This window comes from Pseudomonas sp. Fl5BN2, from assembly GCF_009908205.1.
GTDB lineage: Bacteria > Pseudomonadota > Gammaproteobacteria > Pseudomonadales > Pseudomonadaceae > Aquipseudomonas.
Genome location: NZ_JAAARL010000033.1, coordinates 30888 through 51523 on the forward strand (window position 1 = coordinate 30888; position 20636 = coordinate 51523).

16 protein-coding genes and 2 pseudogenes are annotated in these 20636 nt (G+C 62.1%); 14 read left to right on the top strand and 4 right to left on the bottom strand.

Annotation, left to right across the window (positions count from 1 at the left end; genetic code table 11):
* Positions 1-163: 163 nt before the first annotated feature.
* Complete coding sequence (locus GV819_RS30495) at positions 164-1783, top strand: glycosyltransferase family 39 protein (RefSeq protein WP_161759743.1); 1620 nt, start codon at positions 164-166, stop codon at positions 1781-1783.
* A gap of 56 nt (positions 1784-1839) precedes the next feature.
* On the opposite strand, the gene GV819_RS30500 is transcribed toward GV819_RS30495, so the two are convergent.
* The gene (locus GV819_RS30500) at positions 1840-2598 is read right to left on the bottom strand and encodes a slipin family protein (protein WP_161759744.1); all 759 of its coding nucleotides are present in this window, start codon (positions 2596-2598) and stop codon (positions 1840-1842) included.
* 1 nt (position 2599) lies between these two features.
* On the bottom strand, positions 2600-3961 hold the full coding sequence (locus GV819_RS30505; protein ID WP_161759745.1) for an NfeD family protein: 1362 nt from the start codon (positions 3959-3961) through the stop codon (positions 2600-2602).
* Between the two features lie 214 nt (positions 3962-4175).
* On the opposite strand from GV819_RS30505, the gene GV819_RS30510 reads away from it, so the two are divergent.
* Both GV819_RS30510 and GV819_RS30515 read left to right on the top strand, forming a co-directional pair.
* Complete coding sequence (locus GV819_RS30510; protein ID WP_161759746.1) at positions 4176-4637, top strand: aminoacyl-tRNA deacylase; 462 nt, start codon at positions 4176-4178, stop codon at positions 4635-4637.
* Positions 4638-4650: 13 nt separating this feature from the next.
* The gene (locus GV819_RS30515) at positions 4651-4896 is read left to right on the top strand and encodes a DUF2789 domain-containing protein (RefSeq protein ID WP_161759747.1); all 246 of its coding nucleotides are present in this window, start codon (positions 4651-4653) and stop codon (positions 4894-4896) included.
* Here the strand turns inward: GV819_RS30515 and GV819_RS30520 are convergent.
* Positions 4893-5093: pseudogene (locus GV819_RS30520) on the bottom strand (type II toxin-antitoxin system RelE/ParE family toxin); the annotation flags it as partial. The gene GV819_RS30515 and the pseudogene GV819_RS30520 sit on opposite strands and share 4 nt — an antisense overlap.
* Positions 5094-5182: 89 nt before the next feature.
* A pseudogene (locus GV819_RS30525) lies at positions 5183-5450 on the bottom strand (antitoxin of toxin-antitoxin stability system).
* Positions 5451-5647: 197 nt separating this feature from the next.
* Between GV819_RS30525 and GV819_RS30530 the strand changes: the two are divergent.
* The 11 genes from GV819_RS30530 to pgaD all read left to right on the top strand — a co-directional run bounded on the left by GV819_RS30530 (position 5648) and on the right by pgaD (position 19927).
* Positions 5648-6076 (top strand): MarR family winged helix-turn-helix transcriptional regulator, encoded by a 429-nt coding sequence (locus GV819_RS30530; protein WP_161759748.1) that lies wholly within the window; start codon positions 5648-5650, stop codon positions 6074-6076.
* On the top strand, positions 6073-8160 hold the full coding sequence (locus GV819_RS30535; protein ID WP_161759749.1) for an FUSC family protein: 2088 nt from the start codon (positions 6073-6075) through the stop codon (positions 8158-8160). The genes GV819_RS30530 and GV819_RS30535 overlap by 4 nt, the downstream gene beginning before the upstream one ends.
* Positions 8157-8366 carry a DUF1656 domain-containing protein gene (locus tag GV819_RS30540; RefSeq protein WP_011058538.1) on the top strand — a complete coding sequence of 70 codons (210 nt, stop codon included), beginning with the start codon at positions 8157-8159 and terminating at the stop codon, positions 8364-8366. Before GV819_RS30535 ends, GV819_RS30540 begins: the two co-directional genes overlap by 4 nt.
* Complete coding sequence (locus GV819_RS30545; RefSeq protein WP_161759750.1) at positions 8363-9253, top strand: efflux RND transporter periplasmic adaptor subunit; 891 nt, start codon at positions 8363-8365, stop codon at positions 9251-9253. Before GV819_RS30540 ends, GV819_RS30545 begins: the two co-directional genes overlap by 4 nt.
* Entirely contained in the window at positions 9250-10698 is a 1449-nt protein-coding gene (locus tag GV819_RS30550) for an efflux transporter outer membrane subunit (RefSeq protein ID WP_161759751.1), read from the top strand. The genes GV819_RS30545 and GV819_RS30550 overlap by 4 nt, the downstream gene beginning before the upstream one ends.
* 92 nt (positions 10699-10790) lie before the next feature.
* Positions 10791-11426, top strand: coding sequence for an NADH:ubiquinone oxidoreductase subunit N (locus tag GV819_RS30555; RefSeq protein ID WP_161759752.1), 636 nt, complete (start codon positions 10791-10793; stop codon positions 11424-11426).
* 334 nt (positions 11427-11760) lie between these two features.
* Complete coding sequence (locus GV819_RS30560; protein WP_161759753.1) at positions 11761-13263, top strand: YdgA family protein; 1503 nt, start codon at positions 11761-11763, stop codon at positions 13261-13263.
* A gap of 300 nt (positions 13264-13563) precedes the next feature.
* The gene (gene pgaA, locus GV819_RS30565) at positions 13564-16050 is read left to right on the top strand and encodes a poly-beta-1,6 N-acetyl-D-glucosamine export porin PgaA (RefSeq protein ID WP_161759754.1); all 2487 of its coding nucleotides are present in this window, start codon (positions 13564-13566) and stop codon (positions 16048-16050) included.
* Positions 16051-16064: 14 nt separating this feature from the next.
* Entirely contained in the window at positions 16065-18062 is a 1998-nt protein-coding gene (gene pgaB, locus GV819_RS30570) for a poly-beta-1,6-N-acetyl-D-glucosamine N-deacetylase PgaB (protein ID WP_161759755.1), read from the top strand.
* 3 nt (positions 18063-18065) lie between these two features.
* A complete protein-coding gene (gene pgaC / locus GV819_RS30575; RefSeq protein WP_161759756.1) occupies positions 18066-19415 on the top strand; it encodes a poly-beta-1,6-N-acetyl-D-glucosamine synthase in 1350 nt (449 codons plus the stop codon).
* Complete coding sequence (gene pgaD / locus GV819_RS30580; RefSeq protein WP_161759757.1) at positions 19415-19927, top strand: poly-beta-1,6-N-acetyl-D-glucosamine biosynthesis protein PgaD; 513 nt, start codon at positions 19415-19417, stop codon at positions 19925-19927. The genes pgaC and pgaD overlap by 1 nt, the downstream gene beginning before the upstream one ends.
* Positions 19928-20636: the final 709 nt, after the last annotated feature.

Below are 20636 nucleotides of genomic sequence, written 5' to 3' on the forward strand. Positions count from 1 at the left end.
TAGGCACTTGCGTGAGCGCTGTGAGGGCACGCCCGGGGCGCGTCCACTACGCTCTCGATGGCATTGGTAGCGCCGACGTGCCTGGCCTTTGCGGTTTTTCAGGCAAAAGAAGATGCTGTGGAGGCTGAGCACGGCGAGGTCATGCAGGTAATGGGGAGGAGCAATGGAATTTCGTAGAGCGCCGGAGTTGATCGGGCGTTTGGATGGGTCCGTCCCGGTTCGTCAGGGCAAGGGAGTCCAGGGGCTGATTCGCCTGGTGCTCGACTATTGGCTGCTGCCGGTTTTGCTATTGGCCGGGTTTACCAGGTTTTATGACCTGACCGCTGCAGCTATCTGGGGAGATGAAGGTTCCAGTCTGTTGCTCAGTCAGTACTCCTTGGGCGAGATCTGGTTCCACGCGGCCCACGACGTGCACCCGCCGCTGTATTTCATGCTGTTGCATGGCTGGATCGAACTGTTTGGCGACGGCATTTTTTCGGTCCGCACCTTCAGTGCGCTACCGGGGATCGTTACAGTGGGCCTGGGTGTCTGGCTGGTAGCGTTGGTCGCCACTCGTCGTGCAGCGATTCTCGCCGGGGTGCTGCTGGCCTTGTTGCCCACTGCCGTGCGTTATAGCCAGGAAGTACGCATGTACGCCTTGCTGGGCATGCTGCTGCTGGGCGCGACCCTGGCTCTGGTGTATTGGGTCCGCCAGCCGCAGCGTTGGCGCTACCTGGTGATTTACACACTGTTGATGAGCCTGGCGTTCTATACCCACTACTTCACGGCGTTCTGCGTGCTGGCGCACTGGCTGTACCTGGCGCTGCCAGGGCTGCGCAGCGAAAACGGCGCGCGCTTGCTGGGGCGTCCGAGCTGGTGGCTGGCCAACGCGGCGATTGTCTTGCTGTACCTGCCCTGGGTTCCGGAATTGCTGGATCTGCTGCGGCACATGGACGAGTTGAAGGCCAATGGCGATGTGGGTTGGGAGCCACCGGTTACCTGGTCATCGCTGCCGGCGATGGTCTGGCAATTGCTGATCCAGGATGAAGGCGACAGCCTGCCCGGGCCACTGTTCATCGGTATGCCCCTGCTGTTGCTGGCGGTCAGCGCGCTCCTCGCGTGGCGCGATAACCTTCCCCACAGGTTTGGCGGGTTGCTGGTGAGCTTCAGTCTGTTGCCGCTGTTCCTGGTGTTCGCGGTGTCGTTCATCTCCCCGGTATTCATCGAGCGTTACTTGACGGCCTACGCCCTGGGCCTGCCGATGATCATGGCGATCGTCATCGACCGCTGGCTCAAGACGGCGCGGATCGCCGCTATTGCGCTGCTGGTGCTGTTTGTCGGCCTGGAAGGGGTCGGCCTGAAAAACAACATCGATGTCGACGTCAATGACCAGATCAGCGTGATGGTCGACTTCGTCAATACCCACTATGCCCCGGGAGACCGCATTGTCATCAGCGACATGCTCTGGTACCTGAGCTACGTCTACTACAACCGCACCGATGCCGAGCCGATGCTCTATACGCCGCCGTTGCCGGATGGGGCTTCCAGCCGACCGAATAGCTACGGTTTCGGCACGCTGGTGAGCGAGACGGATGAAGTCTACCTGGATCGGTTGACTGCGCTACCGGTGGGCAGCGGCCGTATCTGGCTGGTAGGGACCGATGATCAACCCGAGGAGTTCGCCCCCTTGCCGGCGGGTTGGCACAAGGTCAGTGAGCTGGCCGCGGGCAACACCCGTGCGCGCTTGTTCGTTCTCTGCGGTTCGGCGGCGGTTGCGCAGTTTGCCAGCGTGCAGTGCCCTTGAAGCAGGTGCGGCAGCCCTGGTGCAGGACGCACCGGGGCGAGCCTGCGGGTGCCGGCTCAAGGTCTTGAGGACAGGTCCGCCATGCCCTTGAGCAGTTCTATGGGCAGTGGGAAGACGATGGTCGAACTCTTGTCCCCTGCGATCGCGCCCAGGGTCTGCATGTAGCGCAACTGCATCGCGCCGGGCTGACGGCCGAGCATCTCTGCTGCCTGCATGAGTTTTTCCGAGGCCTGCAACTCGCCTTCGGCGTGGATCACCTTGGCCCGCCGCTCACGTTCGGCCTCGGCCTGTTTGGCGATAGCCCGGACCATGGACTCATTGAGATCGACATGTTTGATCTCGACGTTCGCCACTTTGATGCCCCAGGCATCGGTCTGTGCATCCAGCACCTGTTGGATGTCGAGGTTGAGGCGCTCGCGTTCCGCCAGCAGTTCATCCAGCTCATGCTTGCCCAGCACTGCGCGCAGGGTGGTTTGCGCCAGTTGGCTGGTGGCCATGAGAAAGTCTTCAACCTGGATGATGGATTTCTGTGGGTCGAGCACGCGGAAGTACAGCACCGCGTTGACCTTGACCGAGACGTTGTCACGGGTGATTACGTCTTGCGGCGGCACATCCAGGACCACGGTGCGCAGGTCGACCCGGACCATCTGCTGGACCACCGGGATCAGCAGGATCAGGCCCGGTCCCTTGACTTGCCAGAAGCGCCCAAGCTGGAACACCACCCCGCGCTCGTACTCGCGCAGGATGCGAAAGGTCGACGCGGCAAGGGCAATCAACAACGCCAGGCATGCACCGAATAGCCATTGTCCAATCATTTCATCCTCCTCGTGACGCTGCTTCGGCAGGCGTCACTTCCAAGAGCAGCCCCTTGCGTGCCACCACCCGTACCCGTAGCCCGGTGCTCAGAGGCGTGGCGCTTGCGACTTGCCAATGCTCACCTTGCAACAGCACCCGGCCGGCATAGGCGTTGCCGGGTTGTACGCTGTTGATCGGGGTGAGGCTGCCCACCAGCCCGGCATCGCCGCTGACCGTGGGGCGTCGTCTGGACCTGATGGCCAGGCCGGCCAATGCCACCAGGACGATGGCGCTGAGCAGCGCCAGGCCGATGATCAGGGGCAGGGGGATGCCGTACCCCGGCACGTCGGTGTCGATGAGAATCACCGAGCCGACGACAAAGGCGGCGATGCCGCCCAAGCCGATCACACCGAAGGTCGGCAGGAAGGCTTCGGCCACCATCAAGCCGATGCCCAGCAGAATCAATGCCACGCCGGCGTAGTTCACGGGCAGCAGTTGCATCGCATACAGCCCCAGCAACAGGCAGATCCCGCCCAGTACCCCGGGCAGGGTGGTGCCGGGATTGACGAATTCGAAGAACAGCCCATACACGCCGATCATCATCAGAATCATCGCGATGCTGGGATGGGTGATGACCGACAGCAGCCGGGTGCGCCAGTCGGGGTCGTGCTGGATCAGTGCCGCCCCCTGGGTATGCAACTGCACCTCATGCCCTGCGCCCACCAGAGTCTTGCCGTCGGCTTGCTTGAGCAGGCTGTCGAGATCGTTGGCCACATAGTCCACGACTTTGATGTTGAGTGCTTCCTGGGCCGAGAGGGTGACGGCCTCACGTACGGCTTGCTCTGCCCACTCGACATTGCGCCCGCGCAGTTGCGCCAGGCTGCGGATGTAGGCGGCCGCGTCGTTTATTTGCTTGAGCTCCAGGCTGCTGTGGCTGGCGTTGGTGGGCGGGTTGTGGGTGTTTGGTGCTGCGCTGGGCGGCTCCGGCAGGAGGCCGAGTTGCACCGGTGTCGCCGCGCCCAGGTTGGTGCCTGGGGTCATGGCCGCAATGTGGCTGGCATAGAGAATGTAGGTCCCGGCACTGGCGGCCCGAGCACCGCTGGGGGCGACGAAACTGGCCACTGGCACGGGGCTGGCGAGAATGGCCTGGATGATGGTGCGCATCGATGTATCGAGGCCGCCCGGTGTGTCGAGGCGGATCACCACCAGTTGCGCATGTTCATCGGCGGCCTGGTTCAAGCCTCGTACCAGGTAATCAGCACTGGCGGGAGTAATCACGTCGCTGACCGTCAGCACCACCACCGGGTCCACAGCCTGGGCGGCTCCGGCGCTTGATCCGATCAGCAGTCCCAACCACAACGCTAGCCAGCCACCTCTGTTCATCCGACACCTCCCGGTGCAGCACGCACCTTGTTTCACGGGGCGTCTAACGGCTCTGACCTGAGTTTAGTTGAGCGCTGCTACCCGCGTGACGCAGGGGGATTGCCGTTCGGAAGTTAATGCCCGTACGCCTCGTTGCCGGATCTAGACTCATCGCAGGGAGCAACAGGACGTCAACCTACCGTCTCGAATCCATCTCGGGGCACTGAGGTGCATCATGCGTATGGCAAGAACCGTGCAACGTAGCCTGGAACAGGCACATTGCGAATTTGACCTGGTGACCCACCCGCACTCGGCCAGCAGCCTGGAAACGGCGCGAGTGGCAGGGGTGCCTGCGGAGCGGGTGGCCAAGTCGGTGATCCTCGACGATCACCACGGTCACTATCTGATGGCAGTCTTGCCCGCCAGTCGTCACCTGGACCTGAGCAAGGTACGCGGCAGCGGCGAATGGCAGGTCACCCGGGAAAGCACCCTGGCCCATCTGTTCAACGACTGCGAGCGCGGCGCGGTGCCGGCCCTGGGCGAATCCTATGGGCTGGACGTGGTCATCGACCCGTTGCTGACCCGGCAGAAAGACATTTACCTGGAGGCCGGCAATCACCACAACCTGGTGCACATGAGCGTGGCTCAGTATCTGAAAATGGTGCCCCACGCCGAAGTCTGCGAAGTCTCTCACTGATCAGGAGCCGACCATGGAGTCACCGACACACACCCTGCCAGCGCTGTTCAAGCAGTTGGGGCTGGCTGATGACCCGGTGAGCATCGAGCGTTTCATCGCCACCCATTCGCCGTTGAAGCCTGCGCTGCACCTGGCGGATGCGTTTTTCTGGAGCGAGAGCCAGGCCGACTTTTTGCGCACGGAAGTGCTGGATGATTCCGACTGGGCGGAGGTGGTGGATCAACTGGATGTGTTGTTGAGGACGGGGCGCGGGGGCTAAGCCAGTGGCGGCCATTGGCGCGTGGTGTGTACCAGGGTCAGGATCCAGATTCTGTCCTGGCCGATCTGATAGACCAGGCGATAGCTGGGGTGGGGAATCAGTTCCCGGGTTCCGGCCACCCGCCCCGTAGAGCCTATATGGGGATTGAGGATCAGATGTCCGAGGCATTCGCTGAAACGCTGGTCCATTTCAAGCGCTGCCCTTGGGTTGAGGGCTTACAGGTAATCCCAGATGTCCGTGCGGTCATGTATGGCTTCGGGAACCCATACAACTTTCATTCCAGCCTCTATGCCCGGGCGCGCCTGGCAGCGAACTCTGCTTCAACTTCTTCATGGCTGTGCCCGCGTTGAGCGTCGACGGAGGTTCGGGCCAGCTGAAATTTCTGCTGCAAAAATGCCTCGTATTCCCGGGATTCATGCTGCTTCTGGACAAATTCGCGCATCATTTCGCAGAACGATCTGCGAGGCAGGGCGATGCGAGGCCTGCGCTTCTGCCATGAACTGATCCCGCAGTTCCGTTTCCAGTTTCATGGTAAAGACGGCGTGCTTGGACATGGGAGCTTTCCTCAAATAGTGCTGAAAAGGTATATACCTTTTCAGTACGGGCTCTGTGTTGGAACCGCTCAAGCGGATGCATGGCCTGGGTATTTGTTACAAAACTTGACTGGATTTATCCGGCAATGACATATTGATAGTTAGCAAGCTAACAGTGTGCAAACCGTCTTGTGTCCAACTCCCTTGAATCACTCCACATGAATATCAGCAGTGGCATGGTGGTCGCGTCGCGGCATTGGCGGCGGATCTGCCAGACCACCCTGGTCAATTTCGGTATTTCCGAAGCCTGCGCGGTGCCCCTGTTGATGATCGGGCGCCTGGGCGAGGGCGTGCGCCAGGTCACCGTAGCTCAGGCCGCGGGGATGGAAAGCCCGTCCCTGGTGCGCCTGCTGGATCAGCTGTGCAGCGCCGGCTATGTGTGCCGCAGCGAAGACCCTCACGACCGCCGGGCCAAGTGCCTGAGCCTGACCGACACCGGCCGCGAGCTGGTGCAGGCGGTGGAGGGCGAGCTGGTGCGGCTGCGCCAGGAAGTCCTCGAAGGCATCAGTGCACCCGACCTGGAAGCGGCGTTGCGGGTGATCCGTGCCTTCGAGTCCGCTAGCCACGTGCCGGTGCTGCCCTCTTGAAAGGCTTTTTCACCGACATGCCCCCCGCACGCGACTGGTTCTATGGGGTACGCACCTTCGCCGCGTCGATGGTCGCGCTGTACATCGCCATGCTGATGCAGATGCCCCGTCCTTATTGGGCGATGGCCACGGTGTACATCGTCTCCAGCCCCTTTGTCGGTCCCACCAGCTCCAAGGCTCTGTATCGGGCGATCGGTACTTTTCTCGGCGCGGCCGCGGCGGTGCTCTTGGTGCCGATGTTCGTGCAGAGCCCCTACCTGCTGGTGGTGATCATCGCCCTGTGGACCGGCATCCTGCTGTTCCTCTCCATGCATTTGCGCACCGCCAACAACTACGCCCTGATGCTGGCCGGCTACACCTTGCCGCTGATCGCCCTGCCGGTGGTGGACAACCCGCTGGCGGTATGGGACGTAGCCGAGGCGCGGACCGAGGAGATCTTCCTCGGCATCGTTTGCGCCGCGGTGATCGGCAGCATGTTCTGGCCCCGGCGGCTGGCCCCGGTGTTCGTCGATTCTGCCGCCAAGTGGTTCGCCGATGCCGCGATCTACAGCCAGCGCTTCCTGGCCCGCAATGTCCAACCTGAAGCAGTCAGTGCCCTGCGTGCGTCGATGGTAGGCACCTTCAACACCCTGGAATTGATGATCGGCCAGTTGCCCCACGAAGGCGCTCGGCCGCAGACGGTACGTAACACCAAGGAGCTGCGTGGACGGATGATCCATCTGCTGCCGGTGGTGGATGCCCTTGACGATGCCTTGTACGCCCTGGAGCGACGCACCCCGGAACTGGTGGCGCAGTTTGCACCCTTGCTGGCCAAGGCCGATGAATGGCTGCAGGCCAGCGCCGAGGACGCCTCGGTGGAACGCTGGCAGGCCCTGCGCAGTGAACTCGAAGCCCTGCAGCCAAGCGCCGAAGCCTTGGACGACCGGCGCCAGTTGCTGTTCTCCAACGCCTTGTACCGCCTCGGCGAGTGGATCGACCTGTGGCAGGACTGCCGCAGCCTGCAGCACGCCATCCAAAGCGAGAGCCAAGACACCTGGCGTGCGGTCTACCGGCATTGGCGACTGGGCCGGCTGACACCGTTTCTCGACCGCGGGCTGATGCTGTATTCGGCGGGCTCGACGGTGCTCGCGATCATCGTTGCCTCGGTGCTGTGGATCCTCCTGGGGTGGACCGACGGCGGCAGCGCAGTCATCCTCGCGGCGGTGGCTTGCAGCTTCTTTGCCGCCATGGACGACCCGGCGCCGCAGATCTACCGGTTCTTTTTCTGGACCGCGATGTCGGTGCTGTTCGCCAGTCTCTATCTGTTCCTGATCCTGCCCAACCTGCATGATTTCCCGATGCTGGTGCTGGCCTTCGCAGTGCCCTTCATCTGCGTCGGCACCCTGACGGTGCAACCGCGGTTCTACCTGGGGATGCTCCTGACCATCGTCAACACCTCATCCTTCATCAGCATCCAGGGCGCCTACGACGCTGACTTCCTGAGCTTTGCCAACTCCAACCTGGCCGGACCCATGGGCCTGCTGTTCGCCTTTGTCTGGACCCTGATCGCCCGCCCGTTCGGCTCGGAGCTGGCGGCCAAGCGCCTGACTCGCTTCAGCTGGCGCGACATCGTCAGCCTTACCGAGCCGGCGACCCTGGCCGAGCACCGGCACATGGGTGCGCAGATGCTCGACCGGCTGATGCAACACTTGCCGCGCCTGGCCATGACCGGCCAGGACACCGGCGCCGCTCTGCGGGAGTTGCGGGTGGCACTCAACCTGCTGGACCTGCTGGCCTATGCGCCGCGGGTACTGGGGGTAGCGCAAAGCCTGCTGCGCCAGGTGGTGGCCGAGGTCGGCGAATACTTCAAGGCGTGCCTCAAGGCCGGTGAACGCTTGCCGGCGCCCAGTGCGCTGTTGATGACCCTCGACCGTACTCGCCGGGCCCTCAACAGCCAGGGCCTGCAAGGCGATAACGAAACCCGCCTGCACCTGCTGCACGCCCTCAGTGGCCTACGCCTGGCGCTGCTGCCGGGGGTGGAATTCGTGGGCTCGGGCGAACCCGAAGAACCTCTTCCCCATGGCATCGATGGAGCGCCTTTATGATCGGTGATCTGGATATCAGCGGGGTGTTCCTGCCCACGCTACTGGTGCTGATGGGTATCACTTATGGCTTGTACCTGCTGGTGCACGGGGTGCTGACGCGCTTGCACTTTTATCGCCTGGTCTGGCACCGGGCACTGTTCAACGTGGGTCTCTACGCTCTGTTGCTGGGCGCTGTGGACTCTCTCAGTCGATACCTGATGACATGAAAAAACCTTTATTGACCATTGGCCGTGTGGTCCTGACGTTACTGGTGGTGACCTTCGCGGTCGTGGTGGTCTGGCGCATGGTGATGTACTACATGTTCGCGCCCTGGACCCGGGACGGGCATATCCGCGCCGATGTCGTGCAGATCGCCCCGGACGTGTCCGGGCTGATCCAGCAGGTGGAGGTGCGTGACAACCAGTTAGTGAAACGTGGCCAGGTGCTGTTCAGTATCGACCAGGACCGTTTCAAGCTGGCCTTGCGCCAAGCCCGGGCGGGGTTGGCCGATCGTCAGGAAACCCTGGCCCAGGCTCAGCGCGAGGCCAAGCGCAACCGTGGCCTGGGCAACCTGGTGCCACGCGAGCAACTGGAAGAGAGCCAGTCCCGCGAGGCCCGTGCCCAGTCAGCGCTGGCCGAGGCTCAAGTGGCCGTGGACGGTGCCCAGCTCAACCTTGATCGCTCGGTGGTGCGCAGCCCGGTAGACGGCTACGTCAACGATCGCGCGCCGCGGACTCAGGAGTTCGTCACTGCCGGGCGCCCGGTGTTGTCGGTGGTGGACAGCAATTCCTTCCATATCGACGGTTACTTCGAGGAGACCAAGCTCGACGGCATCCATGTCGGCCAGACGGTGGATATCCGGGTGATTGGTGACCGCGCGCGATTGCGCGGGCATGTGCAAAGCATTGTTGCGGGGATCGAAGACCGCGACCGCAGCAGCGGCTCCAATTTGCTGCCCAACGTCAACCCGGCCTTCAGCTGGGTGCGGCTGGCCCAGCGGATTCCGGTACGCATCGCCTTCGATGACGTGCCAGCGGATTTCCGCATGATCGCCGGGCGCACCGCTACCGTGTCGATCCTCAATGATCAGGCCAAGCAGGAGCCCGGGAAATGAACGGCGGCACACGCTGGGCCTTGGCCGGACTCGGCCTGATGCTGTCTGCCTGCCAGATGGTCGGGCCGGATTACCAGTTGCCCAAGGACGCGGCGGTACAACGCCAGGACTTACAGGGCGACTTGGCGGCCAAGGGCGCCAATGTGATCTCGGCGCCGGTGCCTGCCGATTGGTGGCGGCTGTACCGGGACCCGCGCCTGGACCAGCTGGTGCAGCAGGCCCTGGCCTCCAATACCGACCTGCGGGTGGCGGCGGCCAACCTGTCCCGGGCCCGAGCTCAGGTGGATGAGGCCCAGGCCGCTGGCGGCTGGAGCGGCGGAGTCAAGGCCGGGGTCGAACGCCTGCAGGAATCCGGGGAAGCCTTCCTGCTACCGGAAAAGGTACCGGTGGCCAATGTCGGCAACCTGTCCATCAGCACCTCCTATCAGTTCGACCTGTTCGGCACTTTGCAGCGTGGCATCGAGGCGGCCCAGGCCAATGCCGATGCAACCCAGGCCGCGGCAGACATTGCGCGCATCACCCTAGTGGCGGATGTGGTGCGGGCCTACACCCAGGTCTGCGCGGCCAATGAAGAGCGGGAAATCGCCGAACATTCCCTGAGCCTGCAAGCCCAGAGCACCGAGCTGACCCAGCGCCTGCGCGATGCCGGGCGTGGCGACGAAACCCAGGTCACCCGCTCCCAGACCCAGTTCAAGTCCTTGCGCGCCGAACTGCCGCGCTACGAGGCGGCACGCCAGTCGGCACTGTTCCGCTTGTCGATGCTGCTGGCCAAGCCGCTGGAGCAATTGCCGGCCGGCACCGGCGGTTGCGCCGAGTTGCCGCAGATCGCCCAACTGCTCCCGGTGGGCGACGGTGCGGCGTTGCTCAAGCGGCGTCCCGATGTGCGGCAGGCCGAGCGTCACCTGGCCGCTGCCACGGCGCAAATCGGCGTGGCCACCGGGGCCTTGTATCCCGATATCAGCATCGGCGCGACCATCGGTACCGTGGGCATCCTCGACAACCTTGGCAAGGCGTCCACCAACCGTTGGGGGTTCGGTCCGTTGATCAGTTGGAGCGTGCCGGCCAATGGTGCCCGTGAGCGCATCCACGAAGCCGAGGCGGCCAGCCAGGGCGCGCTGGCGCATTTTGACGGTGTGGTGCTCAACGCCATTCGTGAAACCCAGACCGGCCTGGCGCAGTACAGCGCGCAATTGCAGCGTCGCGAGGCCCTGGCGGACGCCGAGCAGTCGGCGCAATTGGCGGCGGACCAGACCCATCGTTTTTTCCAGGCCGGTCGTGCCTCGTTCCTTGCCGACCTGCAGGCCACCCGCACCTACACCGATATGCGCGCGCAACTGGCGTCCGCCAATACCCAGGTGGCAATGAGTCAGATTGATCTGTTCCTGGCCCTGGGCGGTGGTTGGGAAAGCGGACGAACGCAAGGCTCGCAGCACGCGAAACCCTGAGGCCGTTGCTATGCTTTGATCAGTTGCCAAGGCGCCGCGTGCAACGCGCCTTAAAGCGATCAAAGCATGTGATGGTCATGGGGATTCCAATAATGAAAAACCCTTATGCTCCGGGCTTCTGGTGCGCGCTCTGCGCCCTGGTGCTGCTGTCTGCCACCTACTTCTACGGCATCATGCTGGCCCACCAGATCGACAAGGCCCTGGTGTTCCTCGACAGCGCCAGTGCGCTGATTGCGGTAATGGCCATCGGCGTGGTGGCCTGGGCTTCCTTCCAGGGCCAGAAAATCAAGAAAAAACAGCTCGAACAGAGCAAGACACTGGTGGTCATCTGGGACACCAAGGTGGCCTTGCGCCGGGTTGAGACCGTGTTTGACCGCTACTTCTGGGGCAGCTATTGGCAACCGGGGCGGACCTTCGCCGAAGTCATGGGCGAGCTCACCGGCACGCCGTTGGAAAAGAGCCTGGAAGCGCTGAAGAAGCAGTGCATCCTGCTGGACAAGCAGGCGGATGACGGTCGCCACTGGCTGAGCAATGCCCGGGAGCTATCAGATGTCGCCACCGCCATGGCCCGGGAGCGTTATCAGCTGGATTTCTGCGACCCCCGTGGTGAGTCGCGGAACAACAGCGCGGTGATCGATCGGGATTTCGAAGTGCTGGTGTACACCTGGAGCGCGCGGCTCAAGAGCTTCGACCATCAGCTCGATGCCTTGGAAGTCGAGTATTCCTGAAGCCTGCCCCGGCTCTTTGGAGCCGCTGTCGCAGGCTGTGAGTAGCAGCAAAACTGACGCGCTGTTGAGATCGTCGAAGCCCTTTCGGGATCTTGTCGCGCTGCCGCGGTCGAGCCTGCGGCAGCGGTGGGAGTGCGCGCCGATCCTGCCTTCCAACGGGTGTTCCTGCGCCCTGCCTAGCGGCCCATCAACGGTTTTTCACACTCAAAGATTGGGCTCCCGCTCACCGCCAGTGGTAATCTGCGCCGGTTTTACGCGGAGTCGAGCCGCGACCCGTCATGGGTTCAGGGAAGACGACCACACCTTCAAACAACGGATATTGATCGGGTCAGACATGAATAAATCAGCAGGCGTACTGTTAGGAATCGTCGTCGCAGTAGGTGCCATCAGTGCCGGCGGCGCCTGGTACACCGGCACCAAGCTGGAAGGGGTTCTGCAACAGCAGATCATCGAGAGCAACAAGGAGCTGCAGGCGGCGCTGCTCGGTTACGACGCCACCGCAACCCTGGAACTGGTGTCCCTGGATCGTGGCCTGTTCAGCAGCAACGCCCGCTATCGCGTCAAGGGCCAGGGCGATGTGTTCCATGGTGATCTGGAACTGCTGGTCTCCGACCACATCGAGCACGGTCCGCTGCCCTTCTCCCGACTGGTGCGCCTGAAGTGGTTGCCAGTCATGGCTACCAGTCACTATGAGCTGGAAAAAAGCCCACAGACCGAGAAGTGGTTCGCCGCCACCAAGGGCGCGGCACCGTTGAAGGGCGTCGTCAATGTCGGCTACGACCTCGCCGCTGAAGGCACCCTGGAATTCGCCCCCATGGACTTGGTCCTGGATGAGAACTCCAACCTCAAGTTCTCCGGCATGAACCTCAACGTCTCCGTCAGCGACAGCCGACAGAAGGCCAAGATCGATGGCTACATGGACAGCCTGAGCCTGTCGATCAGTGCGCCGGATCAGGCTCCGGGCAAGCTGGAAATCAACGGCCTGACCCTGGCCAGCAACCTGCAGAAGAGCAGTTTCGGCTACTACCTGGGCCAGAACACCGTGGAACTCAGCGGCGCCAAGGCCACCTTCGGTGACAAGCAGTCGGTGCTGACCCTGAAGAACTTCGAGCAGAAGACCTCCAGCGAAGAAGCCGGTAGCACAGTGGCCGGGCGCGCGGATTACCGGATCGGTGAGATTGCTTTCGACGGCAAGAGCGTTGGTTCGGCCGAAATGCTCTGGAGCATGAAGAACCTTGACAGCCAGGGCATGCTCGATTTGATGCAGGTCTACCAGACTGTCTTGCAGCCATACCAGACAGCCGCGACCGATGCGGCCTCCCGTGGCGAGCCGGCTCCGGAACTGCAGATGACCGACGCCGAACAGGCCAAGGTTCGTGGTGCGGTGAACAAGGTGCTGGAAGCCAAGCCACAGATCGCCCTGGAAAGCCTGGCACTCAAGACCGGCAGTGGCGAAAGCCGTTTCAGCCTGAGCCTGGACCTGGCCAAGCCGCAGAACCTGGAACTGCCTCCGGCGGAGCTGGGCAAGCAACTGATCAGCCAGCTGGACACCAAACTGCTGTTGTCCAAGCCGATGGTGGCGGACATTGCAGCGCTGCAGGCCCAGGCTGAAGGCCAGACCGATGCCAAGCAGATCGCCGAGCAAAGTGCCGCCACCGCGGAAATGCTCAGCGCCATGGCCCTGGCTACCCAGTTGGCGAAGCTCGATGGCAATAACGTGGTGTCGACCCTGCACTACGCCAACAACGAAGTGAATTTCAACGGCCAGAAAATGACGGTCGAGCAGTTCGTTGGTTTTGTCATGAGCAAGCTGGGGGGCGCAGGCGCCCTGCAGTAAGCACTGTGTGGGTCGCCCTTGGCGACCCTTCAGGTCAATCCCCGGCGCCCGGCGCTGTGCAGAGCACAGGTCGGGCGTTGTGCTGTCTGGAGGTTGCCGGGCAAGGCTGGCTGGCACTGCAGATCGGGCTTCTACAGTGCTTGCTGCGGCTGATTCTGAATAATTATGGCAGTCCAGTTTCTCGACTAACCTTCGTGGAAGAATTCACCCAGAAAGCGTTTTTGGATCATTTGATCCCGTTTGCTGGGGCGTAAGGGCGGGGCGCAGAACTCCGGCTAGCCATGTAAGGATGCTGACGAAATGCAATACACTGTTCATCCCGCTCGCCGTTATGGCCTTCGTCCGTTGTTTCGTCTGGCGCTGTGCAGTCAATTGCTCTGGCCTGGGTTGGTGTTCGCCGACGCGGCCTATGACCAACTGATCATCCAGGCCCGTGCCGGCAGCTATACCCCGGCACTGACTCATTTGCGCCAGGTGCCGGCCAGTCAGTTGACCAGCGGCCTGGTCAGCGACCACCTGCAGATCGCCAGTTGGGCCGGGCTCGATGCCGAGGTGGTGAACGTCTATGAGACCCAGGCACGCAATCGCGCGCTGCCGGTGCAGGCACTGGTAGCCACCGCCAGGGCCTATCGCAACCTCAAGCAATGGGACAACGCCACTCGCCTGTATCGCCAGGCCCTGGAGCGCGATCCGCAAAATGCCGACCTGCAATTGGGCCTGGCCCTGACCCAGGCCGATGCTGGCCAGCCGGCCGAAGCGGTGGCTCGGGCCAAGGCCCTGGTGGCGGCCAAGCCCGACGACCCGACCCGGCGCCTGGCCCTGGGTTACGCCTTGACCCGCGCCAACCAGCCTTACGATGCCCTGAGCGAATACGACCAGGCCTTTATCCGCGCCGGTGACAAGCCCGACGTCATCCGCGAATACATCTATGCCCTGCAACGGGCACGCTTGCCGGAGCCGGCCCTGCGCCTGGCCCAGCAGCACCCGGGGTTGATCGATCCGCTGGTTCAGCGACGAATTCAGGGCGATCTGGCCGCCGAGCGGGTAAGGCTGGCGGAGCTGGCCACCCGCAGCGAGAAAGAACGCTTCGTGATCGCCGACCGCGCCCTGGCGGATTACGATGCCCTGTTTGCCGCATGGGGCACCGACTCCCAGGCCAAGGAGGATCTCACCCGCTGGCGTATCGATCGCCTGGGAGCGCTCAAGGCCCGTGCCCGTACCGCCGAGGAAATCAGCGAATACCAGCAGTTGACCGCTGATGGGGCGAGTATTCCCACCTATGCCCTGCGTTGGGTGGCTGCGGCCTATCTTGATCAGCGTCAGCCGGAAGAGGCCGCGGATTTGTATCGTCGGGTGCTGGCTGCTCCGCAAGCCGATGCGACGTCCCGCCTGGAGGACACCACCGGTCTGTACTACGCCTTGTTGGAAAGTGAACGCCCGGAAGAGGCGCTGAACCTCGCCAATGAACTGGCCGACAGTGTGCCGCAACGAATTCAGCGGACCAGGCAATCGGTCAGCGAGTTCAACGACGACTGGGTCGATGCTCAGTTGCTGGCCGCCCAGGCCGGTGCCACCGCCGCTGCCGGGGCTGATCTGACGGGTACCGAGCAACGTCTGGCGAGCCTGGCGGAGCTTGCTCCGGGCAACACCAGTGTGCGCCTGGCCCAGGCCGACCTATACCGGACCCGTGAGTGGCCGCGGCTGTCGGAAAGCCTGCTCAAGGAAACCGAGAGCGTGGCGCCGCGGGACGTCAACCTGGAAGTGTCCCAGGGACACACCGCTCTGGACCTGCAAGAGTGGCGGCAGTTGGATGCCCTGACCGACGACGTGCTTGAGCGCTTCCCGGAAAGCCGTCAGGTGCAACGCCTGGCCCGCGAGCGCGAAGTGCATGACATGGCCGAGTTGCGAGTCTCGACCTACGGCGGCAAGAGCTACGGAGGGGGAAGCAGTGGTGCCGGTGCCGTGGCCGGGAGCCGGGATTTCGGCATCGAAAGCCGGCTTTATACGCCGCCCATTGCCGAGGACTGGCGACTGTTCGGCGGGATCGGTTATGCCATGGGAGATTTCTCTGAAGGCATCGGCAACCACCGCTGGCAGGTCCTGGGGGTGGAGCGGCGAACCCGTGACATGACCCTGGAAGCCGAAGTCTCCAATCACTCCTACGGCTACGGCGACAAGACCGGTGCCCGGGTGTCCTTGGCCCGTGATATCGACGATCACTGGCAATACGGCGGCAGCCTCGACTACCTCTCGGCCAACACCCCGCTGCGGGCGCTCAACAGTGACATCAGCGCCAATGGCGGGAGTGCCTTCCTGCGCTGGCGCGCCAATGAAAGCCGCGAATGGAAACTGTCCCTCAGCCCTTCGCATTTCAGTGACGGTAACAACCGTTTCGAAGCATTGCTCACCGGGCGTGAAGGGGTTTACCGCTCACCGAAAGTGCAGGTCGATCTCGGACTGGAAGTGGGCGCCAGTCATAACACGCTGCAAGACACGCCCTACTACAACCCCGAGGCGGATTTAAGCGTCCTGCCTACCGTGACCGTCAACCACGTGCTTTATCACCGCTATGAAACCACTTGGAGTCAACAGTTCCAGGCCGGTGCCGGGACCTACAGCGAGCGTGGCTACTCCACGGGGGCCGTCGGGCTGCTCAGCTACGGCCAGCGCTACAGCTGGAACGACGTGTTCGATATCGGCGGTGTGCTGAGCGTGATCAACCGGCCTTACGACGGCGAGCGGGAAACCGATCTGCGCCTGGCGGTCGACCTTACCTATCGCTTCTAGAGGAGAGTGGGACGATGAGTTTGATCAACCGTTGCGTCCTCCTGTTGGGAGCCTTGATTCTCAGCGCCTGTTCCCAGCCTGCAGCTAACTTTGTCGTCCCGGCACAACGACCCTTGCCCCATACCGAGGCGCCATGGCCGAAGAACCATGTGCTGGGGATTGCCTACCATGACATCGCCGATCGCGACCCTGATCCACGGGTAGTGGGTGTGCGCACCGAACGGATGATCCAGCAACTGGCGTGGCTGCGGGAGAACGGCTACCGGCCGGTCACTGTGGACCAGATCCTTGCGGCCCGCAAAGGCGGCCCGGAGCTGCCGGCCAAGGCCATCCTGCTGACCTTCGACGATGGTTTTTCGAGCTTCTACACCCGGGTATTGCCGGTGTTGCGTGCCTATCAGTGGCACGCGCTGCTGGCCCCGGTGGGCATGTGGATGGATACCCCGGCCAACCGGCTGGTGGATTTTTCCGGCGACATGCGCCCGCGTGTACAGTTTCTGAACTGGGCACAGATCGGTGAGATCTCCCGTTCCGGGCTGGTAGAACTGGCCGCCCATACTGACCACAGCCATTTGGGCATCCTGGCCAATCCGCAGGGTAACCTGCAGCCGGCGGCTGCGACTCGACGCTACGATGCAGCCAGTGGCCGCTATGAAAGCGAAATACAGTTCCAGGCGCGGATGCGCAACGACATCACCGCTATCGCCGACAAGATCCAGGCCGTCGCCGGCTACCGTCCCCGGGTCTGGGTCTGGCCGTACGGTACCGCCGACGGCACTACCCTGCAGGTGATCGATGGCCAGGGATTCCAGATGGCGATGACCCTGGATGATGGCCTCGATACTCTCGACAACCTGATGAGCAGTCCGCGCCTGCTGGTGGTGTCGGATCCTGATGGCTCGCACTTCTCCAACAGTATTGTCGGTGTCGAGAGCAGGGCGCCGATGCGCGTGGTGCATGTGGACCTGGACAACGTCTACGACCCGGACCCTAAACAGCAGGAGATCAATCTCGGCAAGCTGGTGCAACGCATGGCCGACCTGGGAGCCAGCACCGTGTTCCTCCAGGCTTTTGCCGATCCCCAGGGCGATGGGCTGGCGCGCGAGCTGTACTTCCCCAACCGGCATCTGCCGATGCGGGCCGACCTGTTCAACCGGGTTGCCTGGCAGTTGCGTACCCGGGCCCACGTCAAGGTCTTCGCCTGGATGCCGGTGCTCAGTTATGCCCTGGATGCGCGGTTGCCCAGGGTCACTCGCTGGGACCCGGCCACTGGCCAGGCAGCGCTCGATCCCAAGCAGTATCAGCGGCTGTCGCCCTTCGATCCGAACGTCCGGCGGCTGATCGGCGAGCTCTATGAAGACATGGCACGCATGACCTCGGTCGACGGCGTCCTGTTTCACGATGATGCGCTGCTTTCGGATTACGAAGACGCCAGCCCCGAAGCCCTGCGTGCCTATGCAGCCAATGGCCTGCCCGGCTCCATCGCGGCCCTGCGTGATGATCCGGCGACCCTGCAGCGCTGGACCCGTTTCAAGAGCCGCTACCTGATCGACTTCACCAACGAGTTGACCACCAAGGTCCGGGCGATTCGCGGGCCTCAGGTACTGACGGCGCGAAACATATATGCCGAACCGATCATCAATCCCCAGAGCGAAACCTGGTTCGCCCAGAACCTCGATGATTTCCTCGCCAGCTACGACTGGACGGCGCCCATGGCCATGCCGCTGATGGAAGGCCAGAGCCCACGGCATTCCGGGCCCTGGCTGGAGGCCCTGGTGGACCAGGTGCGGACCCGGCCCGGAGCCTTGCAGCGCACGGTGTTCGAGCTTCAGGCCCGGGACTGGAGCCGGCAACCGACCACTGACCTGCCCGCCGCGCAACTGGCCGATTGGATGGGCCGGCTCAAGCGCCAGGGCGCCATCCACTTCGGTTACTACCCGGACAACTTCCTCGACAACACCCCGGACCTGAAAACCCTGCGGCCCGCACTCTCCAACAAATGGAGTCCTTGAATCATGATGGATAGAGTCTTCGCCCTGGTAGTGCTGGCGTTGGTGCTCGGGGTACCCCTGGGGCTGATCTTCCTGGTGACCGGCGAGTTCCTCATGGACTTCGTCTTCTATTACCCGCTGTTCATGTCCGCACTGTGGATCTCTGGCGGCCTGTATTTCTGGCTGCACTGGGAACGTCACTGGCCCTGGACCGACGACACCCTGCCGCCGCCCCTGGCCGGTGAGCCGCTGATCAGCATTCTGATCCCTTGCTACAACGAAGGGGACAACGTCGCCGACACCATTCAGGCAGCGCTGGCCCAGCATTATCCGAACATTGAGGTGATCGCCATCAACGATGGTTCCAAGGACAACACCGGCCAGGTCCTGGACACCATTGCCGCCCAGGACCCGCGCCTGCGGGTGCTGCACCTGGCACAGAACCAGGGCAAGGCCGTGGCCCTGCGCATGGGTGCGGTGGCGGCGCACAGTGAATACCTGGTGTGCATCGATGGCGATGCACTGCTGGCACCCAACACTGCGGCGTACCTGGTGGCACCGATGCTGGTCAACCCGCGCCTCGGCGCGGTGACCGGCAACCCACGGATCCGTACCCGCTCGACCCTGGTGGGACGGATTCAGGTGGGCGAGTTTTCGTCGATCATCGGCCTGATCAAGCGCACCCAGCGAGTGTTCGGCAAAGTCTTCACCGTCTCCGGGGTGATCGTCGCCTTTCGCCGCACGGCACTGCACCGGGTGGGCTATTGGAGCCCGGACATGATCACCGAAGACATCGACATCAGCTGGAAGCTACAACTCGATCACTGGTACGTGTTCTTCGAGCCCCGGGCGTTGTGCTGGATTCTGATGCCGGAAACCATCAAGGGCCTGTGGAAGCAGCGGTTGCGCTGGGCGCAGGGCGGCGCCGAGGTGCTGTTCAAGAACATCCGGGGCATCTGGGAGTGGCGTCATCGCTATCTGTGGACACTGCTCTTCGACTACTGCCTGTCCACTGGCTGGGCCTTCACCTTTCTGCTGTCGGTGATCTTCTGGGCATTGGGCAAGTTCATCGTCATGCCCGAGGCCATCGCGGTGCACAGCATTGTGCCGCCAGCCTTTACCGGCCTGGTGCTGGCGATTGTCTGCCTGGCCCAATTCGCGGTCAGCATCCTGATCGACCGGCGTTATGAAAAAGACCTGTGGAAAACCATGTTCTGGGTGGTCTGGTACCCCCTGGTGTTCTGGTTGATCAGCTTGCTCACCACCCTGGTCAGCTTCCCCAGAGTGTTGTTCGGCGAGCATCAGAAGCGTGCGCGCTGGGTCAGCCCGGATCGCGGTATCAAGCCCAGAGATGACGAAGAGGAGGTGCGCTGATGAAAATCATCCGGACTCGCCAACGTCCCTTCATGGTTGTGGTCGACGTTATCCTCACCGTGCTGGCCTGGGTGGGCCTGTTGTATTTGCTCATTCGCGGGCTCATCCCCTTGCTGGACAGCCACGAGGGACCGCGCATCGAAGCGAGCATGCTCGATGCCCTGACCACCTTGCAGTTCTATGCCTGGGTCGCGCTGCTCAATGCGGTGCTGTTGATTTCCTGGGCGCGTTACCGCCAGCGCCGTAACAAGAGTTATCCAGCGCGGCTGCCGGCACCGGTGGTGGACAACCAGCGCTTGAGTGAAAGCTTCAAGCTCAGCGACGAGACCTTCGCCCAGATGCGCCAGCCCGGAACCATAATCGTGCACAACGATGAAGAGGGCGGTATCAGCCATGTCACCACGCAGTTTTTCCGGATCAGTCCTGAGGACGTACAGCATCCGCCGCTGATCGTGGAGCCGCCAGCCCGGGTGATTCATCTGCGTTCGGAGGGTGATGAGGGCAAGTTATGAGGTAGGGCCTGGTTTCAGGTCGGAAACCTCCAGTGCGCTCCCACCAGCATTGTTGTGATGCAACTCCAGGCGAGAGGCCTGAGCGCGCTATCCAGACTTTTTGCTATATACCGTTCGTCTGTTTTTATTGGTACGGCACTCGAATTTTCTTTGAATTCTTGAAAAGTAGTTAGTTATCAAGTTGTTAGTGTAGTTATTAGTAATTGTGTCTTAGTTGATTTGTAGGCTTTTATAACGGCCATTTCATCGCTATTGCCCTCTAATAATAAATCACTATATGTCCTATAACCCTCTGTTTTAGTTTGGTTTCTCTTGATACTTCAAAAGTCTGACCGGTGTGTTCTATCCCGAAATTGAGCGTTGGTCCAAATGCTACGGGGCTCTGAAGGTCTACTCGGTGGCTGGTCTGCCTGATTTTTTTAACTTCATGATTAATAAGGATTTTTATTTCCATTTCCGATTGAGTGGTTTATTTCGATCTTTCTCCGTGGGTCTATCTCGCGGGCAGCTCATTTGACGTCCAAGTAGTGGCTATTTAGCATCGCCGCTCACGCCAGACGCTGTAGCTGTATTTCGAAGGATCGAATATGTCTCTCTCCACCCTCGGGATGAGGTTGTGTCAGGTATTGTCTTGCCTGTTGTGCTTGAGCATTGTGCCAAGCAGCGTCCTTGCCGCCCCTTTTAATAATCCCGGTGATCAGGAGTTGAT